Origin of the sequence: Comamonas sp. GCA5 (genome assembly GCF_036541385.1) — a bacterium.
In the GTDB taxonomy this organism is placed as follows: Bacteria; Pseudomonadota; Gammaproteobacteria; order Burkholderiales; family Burkholderiaceae_C; genus Comamonas; species Comamonas aquatica.
The window spans coordinates 75953-84138 of the sequence record NZ_JAZHFR010000005.1 but is presented as its reverse complement, the minus strand read 5'-3'; the positions used below and the strand labels follow the sequence as shown (position 1 = coordinate 84138).

Genomic DNA, 8186 nt, shown 5'->3' with positions numbered 1-8186 from the left:
CGCGCCGCCGTATAGGTCTTGCCCGTGCCCGGGCCGCCGGTGATGACGGACATACGCCCGCGCAGCGCCAGCGCGCAGGCCAGCTGTTGCCAGTCCACCGCAGCCGCAGCCGCGGCGGACGCGCTGAACAACCGCCCCAGCCAGTCGCGCACCCGGGGCTCGTCCAGCGCCAGCTCATCGGCCGCCGTGCGCTGGGCGATGTGGGCGGCCACGCTGCGCTCGTAGTCCCAGTAGCGGCGCAGGTACAGCAGGGGCGCGGGGCCATCCCACAGCACCAGTGGCTGCCCGCGGTCGGCCACGACCGCCCCGGGCGGCACGACGCGCACCACGGGGCTGCGGCGCAGGGCCTGCAACCAGTCGCTGGTCTGGCGCGGCAACTGCTCCCACAGCGATAGCTGCAAGCGCAGAGCCTCCTTGGGCCAGGCCAGGATTTCATTCGGATGACTGGCCAGCGCCGACAGGGGCAGGCAGCTGTGGCCACGCCCCTCCATCTGCGCCAGCACGGCGGTGGCCACCAGCAGCGCGGGCGCGGCCTCGGCGTCCTGTTCGGCCACAAAGGCGGCCAGGGCGCTGTCCAGGCGGCGCAGCAGGCCGGCATCGGCCAGACGCTCCAGGGCGGCCAGCCAGTCGGTGGTGCTCAACACCACGGTGTCGCCCTCATCGGCGGCTGCAAACAGGTCCAGCGTTTGCAGATCGGCTTTGCGGCGGCCCTTCATGGCTGCACCTCCTGGGGTTCTTCGGCGCGGTCGTCGAGCAATGCTTCCAGCCCTTCGAGCAAATCCAGCGATGGCTGCAGCACCTGCATGCCGGCGGCCTCGCCATCGAGACCGCGCAGGAAGAAATAGAGCGCGCCGCCCAGTTGTTCCCGGGGGTCGTAGGCCGCGCCCAGCCGGCTGTCCAGCAGGCGGTGCAGCGCCAGCAGATACAGCGCAGCCTGCACGTCGTAGCGGTGCTCCAGCATGGCCTGCGCCAACGCCCCGGCACCATACGCCGCCGCATCCTGGCCCAGGTGGTTGGTCTTGTAGTCCAGCACCCAGTAACGGCCGCCATGCTGGAACACCAGATCGGCAAAGCCCATCAGCATGCCGTGCAGCTCGCGCTCGGGCAGCGCCGGGCGCGGCCGACCGGGCAGGATGTGCTGGCGGCACAGCGCGTCGATGCGCGGGGCCGACAGGCGCTGCGCCGGCAGCCAGAACTCCATCTCGGGCAGGAGCGCATCGCCCTCGCCCAGCTGGGCCAGCGAGACACCGAGCGGCACCAGCGGCTGGTGCACCACGGCGCGCAGCCACTGCAGCGCATCGGCCGCCTGCGCCTGGCGCCCGCGCGCTCGCAGCGACGCAGCAGGCGGGCCGCCAGGGGTTCGCTGGCCTCGGGGTCGTCTTCGGGCTGCAGCGCAAAGTGCTCGGCGGCCAGCCATTCCAGCTGGTCGTGCAGAAAGTTGCCCACCACCGGGCCACGCATGAAACGGTGCCAGACCGCCGCATCGCTGCGTGCGCCGGCGCGGGCTGGGGCCACGCTGGGCAAGGCGGTCATGGCGTCGTGGATAGCACCCAGGTCCAGCGCGGCATCACCGGCCTCCTGGGCCTGCAGCGCGCGCTCGTCCTCGGCAGGGCTTTGCGCGGCCACCGGCAGGACCGGCAGGCTGGGGGCCGCCATGGCGCGGGTCAGCGACGAGAAGCTGCCAATGCCCCAGCGACGGTCGAACTGCGCCTCGTACCGGGGCGCTGCGGCCAGCGCAGGCAGCTCCTGCGCCGGCACATAGCGCGTGGGCACAGGCAGTTCGGCAGGCAGGTCCACCACGGCGATCTGCGTGCAACGCTCGGCCAGCGCCTCAATGCTGGTGCGCCAGCCTGCTACCGATTGCGAAGCATCACCCGCCAGCAAATAGCCCGCAGCCCCCTGTTCGTTTGCACAGTTTTTGCTGTTGCCGCGCTTCATCGGCGCCAGCCCCATCCACAGCGCATGGCGCGGGCGGGTCAGCGCCACATACAGCAGGCGCAGGTCCTCGCGCAGGCGCTCCTTGTCGGCCTGCGCCAGCTGCGCCTCGTTGTAGTCCAGCACCAGCTCGCGCGCCGCGCGCCATCGATCTGCACGGGCAGCGACAGATAGGCCGCCTTGCCGTCCACTGGCCGAAAGCTCCCCGCAAACGGCAGGCAGACCACGGGATATTCCAGCCCCTTGCTCTTGTGCACGGTGACGACCTTGACCAGATCGGCATCCGATTCCAGCCGCACGATCTGCGCATCGCCCGCCGCGCCCGGGTTCTCGATCTGGGTGGCCAGCCAGCGGATCAGCGCCTGCTCGCCCTCCAGCTGGGCGCTTGCGCCTTGCAACAGCTCAGCCAGGTGCAGGTAGTTGGTCAGGCGGCGCTCGCCCCCCAGGTCCTGCAGCCAGCGCGCCGGCAATGCAAAGCGGTACAGGGTCTGGCGCAGCATGGCCAGCACGCCCAGGCGCAGCCAGAGGCTGTGCAGCTCCTTGAGCTGCTCGCTGCGCGCATCGAAGGCCTCGTCATCGCTGGCCAGCCAGGCCAGCTCGTCAAACGACAGGCCCATCATGGGCGTGGCCAGACCGGCACGCACCGCCAAGCCATCGAGCGGCGCGGCCACGGCGCGCAGCCACAGCAGCAGGTCTTGCGCCTCGGCGCTGGCGAAGACCGAGTCCTGATCGGACAGATAGACCGAGGCCACATGGCGCCGCGCCAGCGCGCGGCGCACGGCCGTGGCCTCCTTGCCCGTGCGCACCAGCACCGCGATGTCGGCGGGGCGCAGGCGCTGCAGTGGCTGATCGCCCTCGGCAAAGCCCGTGGCACCGTCCATCAGCCATTGCACGATCTGGCTGGCGCAGAACTCCGCGCCGCGGCGACGGATGTCGTCGTTGCTCAACGGCGCATCGCTGCTGCCATCCCAGGCCATGGTCAGCGCAGCCATGCGCTGGCTGCCTTGCATCAGCAGTTCTTTGCGGCCATTGGCCTTGACGGGTTCGAACGGCAGCGGATTGCGCTGCCCGGCGCGGAACATGAACGCCCCCTCGCCTTTGCGCACTTCAGCCTGCACAAACCATTGGTTGACCGCATCGACCAGCGCCTGTGTGGAGCGGAAGTTGGTGTCCAGCACATAGTGACGGCCCTCGGTCGCCTGCCGGGCCTGCAGATAGCTGTAGATGTCTGCGCCCCGAAAGCCGTAGATGGACTGCTTGGGGTCGCCGATCAGCAGCAGCGCGCTGTCCGCGCGGTTGTCGGCCGTGCGGTAGATCTGGTCGAACAGCCGGTATTGCAGCGGCGAGGTGTCCTGGAACTCGTCAATCAGCGCCACCGGGTACTGGGCCAGCATGCTGGCGCGCAGTGCGGGGCCGTTGTCGCCGGCCAGGGCGGCATCCAGGCGCTGCAACATGTCGGCAAAGCCAAAGGTGCCGGCCTGGCGCTTGAGCCACAGCAGCCGTTGCTGGACATTAACTGCAGCATGCAGGCGCAGCGCGACATGGAGCGACGGAAGCTCGGCCAACGCTTTCAGCAATTGCTCCAGCTCGGAAAATTCAGTGGGCAGCAGCAAGTCCATGGTAGAGCCCTTGAAGGCCTCGGCCATGCCCTCGGGGCTGAGGCGCTTGCGGGCGGAGTCGCTGAGCTCCAGCGGACGGTGCAACGGGTTTTGCGCCCAGGTGGTGAGGTTCTCGAACCAGCCCTGGTAGTAGCGGGCCTGCAGCTTGCGCTTGTCCCACAGCGCGGCGCGACCGTCGAGCTCGCCCTCAATCCAGCGCAGCATGCGTTCGGCCTTGGTGTCCCAGCCCGCGGCCAGTGCCTGCAGCCGCTGGGCACGCTCCGCCTGCGTCTGCGCAATGCACGCCCCCAAGGTCCCGGCACCCGCTGCAGCGGGCACGTTCTCACGCAGCAGCGATTGCATGTCTTTGACCAGGGCATGCACATCGGGCCAGACCTGCAGCGCCGTCTCCAGCAGCTCGCCCGACAGCGGGTAGCACTGCTGGCGCCAGTAATCCTGCGCCGCCTCGGTCTGACGCTGGCTTTCATCGGCCTCCAGCGTTTCGTCGAACAGGTTGCCGCTGTCGAAGGCATGCTCGCGCAGCATGCGCTGGCACCAGGCGTCGATGGTGTGGATGGCGGCATCGTCCATGCACTGCGCCGCCATGTCCAGACGCCAGGCCGCGGTATCGCGCTCAGCGCCTTCGGCATAGGCATCGCGCATATCGCGCAGGAAGCTGTCGTGCGCCGCCGGCTCGGCCTCGCCGCGAAAGCACTGTACGGCCTCGATCAGGCGGGCACGGATGCGGTCCGACAGCTCGCGCGTGGCGGCCCGCGTGAAGGTCATGACCAGGATGTCGGGTGGCATCAAGGGCCTGGCAAAACCGTTCTCGGCGCCATGGCCCAGCACCAGCCGCAGATAGAGCGCTGCAATGGTCCAGGTCTTGCCTGTGCCCGCGCTGGCTTCGATCAGTCGCGAGCCCCAGAGCGGGAAATGCAGGGGCTGCAGCGCCTGGCTGGTGGTTGGATGCGCGCTCATGCCGGCTCTCCCGCTGGTGCTTCTTGATTGGCCATCCCTGGCAGCGCTTCGGTCTGCACCTGCGCAGCCAGCCAGTCATGCAGCGGGCCATAGACCTGCTTGGTCAGCTGGTGAAAGCGCAGATCGGCCGTCAGCGCCTCCCAGTCGGGGTAGCAGCGCGCCCAGCTGGGGTCCTCGCATTCGCCGCCCAGCATATAGCTGCCCTCGTAGGCCTGTGCCGCGGCGTTCAGGTCGTCCTGGCCGGCAGCGATGGCGGTTTTGAGCGGCAACGGCAAGGGCTCGTTCTGGCCCGCCAGCCACAGCTGCATCAGAGCCTGCAAACGCTCAGTGGCAGCTTGCGGCTCCAGCGGCTGCACCCAGACCAGGGTGTCGCGTGCGATCACGCCCATCAGCGTGTCGGTGCACCTGCTTGAAAGCGCCAGGCTGCGCACATAAATGGGCAGCAGCTTGTGGGCCTGCAGCTCGCCTTTCTTGTTCAGCAGCGTGCGCGGCTCCAACGCAAACCAGCAGCGGCGGTAGCCCGCCTCCGAGGACGGCGCTGCGCGCTCCTGCAAGCCATCCATCCAGTCGTCCAGCGTGACAGCGCCGGCGTGCAGCAACAGCCGCTCGCGCGGCGCCGCATGGGGCCACCGCTGCATCTGCTGCTGCCAAGCCAGCAGCGACGGCGTGGCCTGTGCCTGCAAGGCCTCGGCCTCGCGCTGGCCCAGACCTGCCAGCGGCAGCACGCCGGCACGCCCCAGGCGCTGGACCTGGCGCTGCACCTGCAGGCCCACGTCCAGCGCCGCATCGTGCGCCAGCTGCGTGCGCACGCCTTGCTGCAGCTGCTGAATCAGGCCGTAGGCGGTCAGGCCATCGACGCTGAACCGCTCGTCATCCTCCAGCAGTTCCTCGTCCTGCTCAAAGCGCACCTGCAGGCGGTTGCGCAAAAAGCTGCGTGCGGGATGGCGCAGAAAGTCCGTCAGTCGCGCCAGCGTCAGCGGCACCTCGGGATCGGGCTCGAAGGCAGCCACGACCGGCAGCGCCTGCGCTGCCTGCTCTTCATGCGCGCCATACCATTCGCGCGCGAAGGTCGACAGCCCTGAAGCCTGCTCGAAATAGCGGCGGCTGAAGGGCTGCAAAGGATGCTGGCGGGTACGCTGGGCCAGCAGCAGCTCTCCGCGCTCGCGGGCGGAAATTCCTGCGCTGCCTTCACCCTGCCAGCCCTGGCTCAGATAGTCGCGCAGCTGCGAGACCAGCACCGAGGGTGGCTGCTCGCTGTTGTCGCGCACATGGCGGCCGGCCCAGCTGATATAGAGCTTACTGCGGGCCGACAGCAAGGCATCCAGCATCAGCTGGCGGTCATCGTCGCGGCGCGCGCGGTCGCCGGGGCGCTGCTGGCCGGGCAGGGCCATCAGGTCGAAGTCCACGCGCGTGGCGCGGCGCGGGTAGTCGCCATCGTTCATGCCCAGCAGACACACCACTTCAAAGGGGATGGCGCGCATCGGCATCAGCGTGCAGAAAGTCACGCCGCCGGCGCGAAAACGCTGGTTGAGCGCGGGCTCGGACAGGGCCTGCAACCAGGCCTCCTGTGCCACTTCCAGCGGAATGAGGGCCTCAAAACCCGCTTGCTCGCAGGCAGCCTGCCAGCCGACCAGGGCCGTGTCGAGTGCGGCGCACAAGGCCTGGTCCTCATCGCCCTGCGCGACAAAGAAGTCGTCCATCAGACTGCGAAAACGCTGGGCCCAGACCTCGGGAGCCGCAGCCGTAGCAGCCGTTTGCCACCACTGCAGCATGCGCCCCAGCAAGCTGGCCAGCGACCCGGCCAGCTCGGCCGTCAGGCCGCCCACTTCGTCATAGGGCTCCAGGCCGGCAAACACCTGTGCCTCGTCGAAGGCGGCCTCCAGCGCCGGCCCGCTGGCATAGCCCAGCAGCATGCGGCGCAGGCCGAACCAGGCGCTGTTGGGATCACCGCAGGCCGCCAGGCCCAACTGTGCTCGCTGCGCATGGTTGAGCCCCCAGCGAATGCCCGCACCGGCCATCCAGTGCGTGAGCTGGGGTAGATCGTCTGCCGCCAGACCCACGCGCGCCGCCACGGCGGGGACATCGAGCAGGTCGCACAACTCGCTCAGACGGCAACGCTGCTGCGGCAGCTTGAGCAGCCATTGCAGCGCCGTCACCAGCGGACTGCTGGCACGCGCGCCCACGTCGGCGATATCAAACGGAATATGGCGCGCATCGTGGCGGCCGTACTGGCCGAACACGGCGCGGATGGCGGGTGCAGCCTCTTCGATCGACGGCAGCATGACCACCACCTCGCGCGGCGCCAGCACAGCGCGGCCCGCAGCGGCCGGCTCGGCCAGCCATTGCAGCAGCTGGTCGTGCAGCACTTCGAGCTCGCGGACCAGGCCGTGGGCCTTGTGAAAGACGATGGACTGGTCGGCCGCCGCGATCTCGACCACCGGGTGCTCCGACATGGGCACCAGATCGCGAATGCGCTGCTGCACCTGGGTCAGCAGCGGTGCGTCGAGCAGCTCGCTGGCATCCGCCTCGTCATACACATCCACACGCGGCCAGCCCCATTGCACGGCGGTGTCACCCGTGGTGTCGAAGGCATCGAGTTGGCGCACATAGTCGCGGCTCTGCCGTCCCCAGGCTGCCAGCAACGGGTGGGCATGGGCGTGCATGGCGGCCAGGGGAATCTGCGCCAGGTCCTTGCCGCCCTTGTCGGCATGGCGGCGGCGCTGCTGGCGCAGCAGCTCGCGCCCGTCAATGGCATCGGCCCAGTGAAAGCGGCAGGGGTTGGGCACGGCAATCAGCACCTGGCTGTGCTGGGCAATGCCGCTGAGGAACTGCATCAGCGACAGCGGCATCTGGCTCATGCCGAACACCACCACGCGGCGCGCCAGCGGCGTGACCGGCGGCTGGCCGCTGTGCAGCGCGTCCAGAACCCGTGCCAGCAGGGCCGGGCGGGTGGCGGCGCGCTCCTGCTCATCCAGCTCGGCCAGCAGTTTGCGCCACAGCTGGGGCTGCCAGCGCTGCCCTTCGGGCACGGGCACATCAGGGCGGCCCGCGGTGCGCAACACCTCCTCACCCTGCTCCCAGGCGGCCAGCCAGTCGGCGCGGTAGATCTGGTACTGGTCGAACAGGTCGGCCAGCTTTTCGGCCAGCTGCAGCAGGCGCTGCGGCTCGCCGGGGCGCAGAAAGTTGGCAATCGGCGCAAACGCCGGCTCGCCCAGGCATTGCGGCAGCAGGCGCATCAGGCGCCAAATCATGGGCGTCTTGTCCAGCGGCGATTCGCGCGGCACGGCGTGCTGGCCCAGAATCTGCCGGTAGCTGCGCCAGACAAAGCGCGCCGGCAGCTCGACCTGCGCCGCGGCGCACACGCCCTGCAGCTCGGCCATGCGCATCTTGAACCACTCGGCCATGCCGTTGCTTTGCACCAGCACGATCTCGGGCTCCAGCGGGCCCAGCGGGTGGGCCTGCATCCAGGCCAGCAGCGTGTCGGCCAAGGTCTCAGTGCGGTTGCCATGCAGGGCCATCAGGCCCGGTGCCACAGAAGAAGCCACAGGCCCTTCTCCCCTCATCGTTGTTGTGTGCTGGAAAGCCGCAAGCCTGCCATGGCCGCCGCCTGGGGGCAAGGCTTGCGCCAGCAGCTTCAACAAAAAGAGCGGCCAGCGCTTGCCCATCCTAGGTTTT

1 protein-coding gene and 2 pseudogenes are annotated in these 8186 nt (G+C 69.1%); all 3 read right to left on the bottom strand.

The window, feature by feature from the left end; all coding sequences use genetic code 11:
* Positions 1-716, bottom strand: a pseudogene (locus tag SJH88_RS02425) (exodeoxyribonuclease V subunit alpha); the annotation flags it as partial.
* Positions 713-4511: pseudogene (gene recB / locus SJH88_RS02420) on the bottom strand (exodeoxyribonuclease V subunit beta). The pseudogenes SJH88_RS02425 and recB, both read right to left, overlap by 4 nt.
* Positions 4508-8074: an exodeoxyribonuclease V subunit gamma gene (gene recC / locus SJH88_RS02415; RefSeq protein WP_274753509.1), complete on the bottom strand. Its 3567-nt coding sequence runs from the start codon at positions 8072-8074 to the stop codon at positions 4508-4510. Before recC ends, recB begins: the two are co-directional and overlap by 4 nt.
* Positions 8075-8186: the final 112 nt, after the last annotated feature.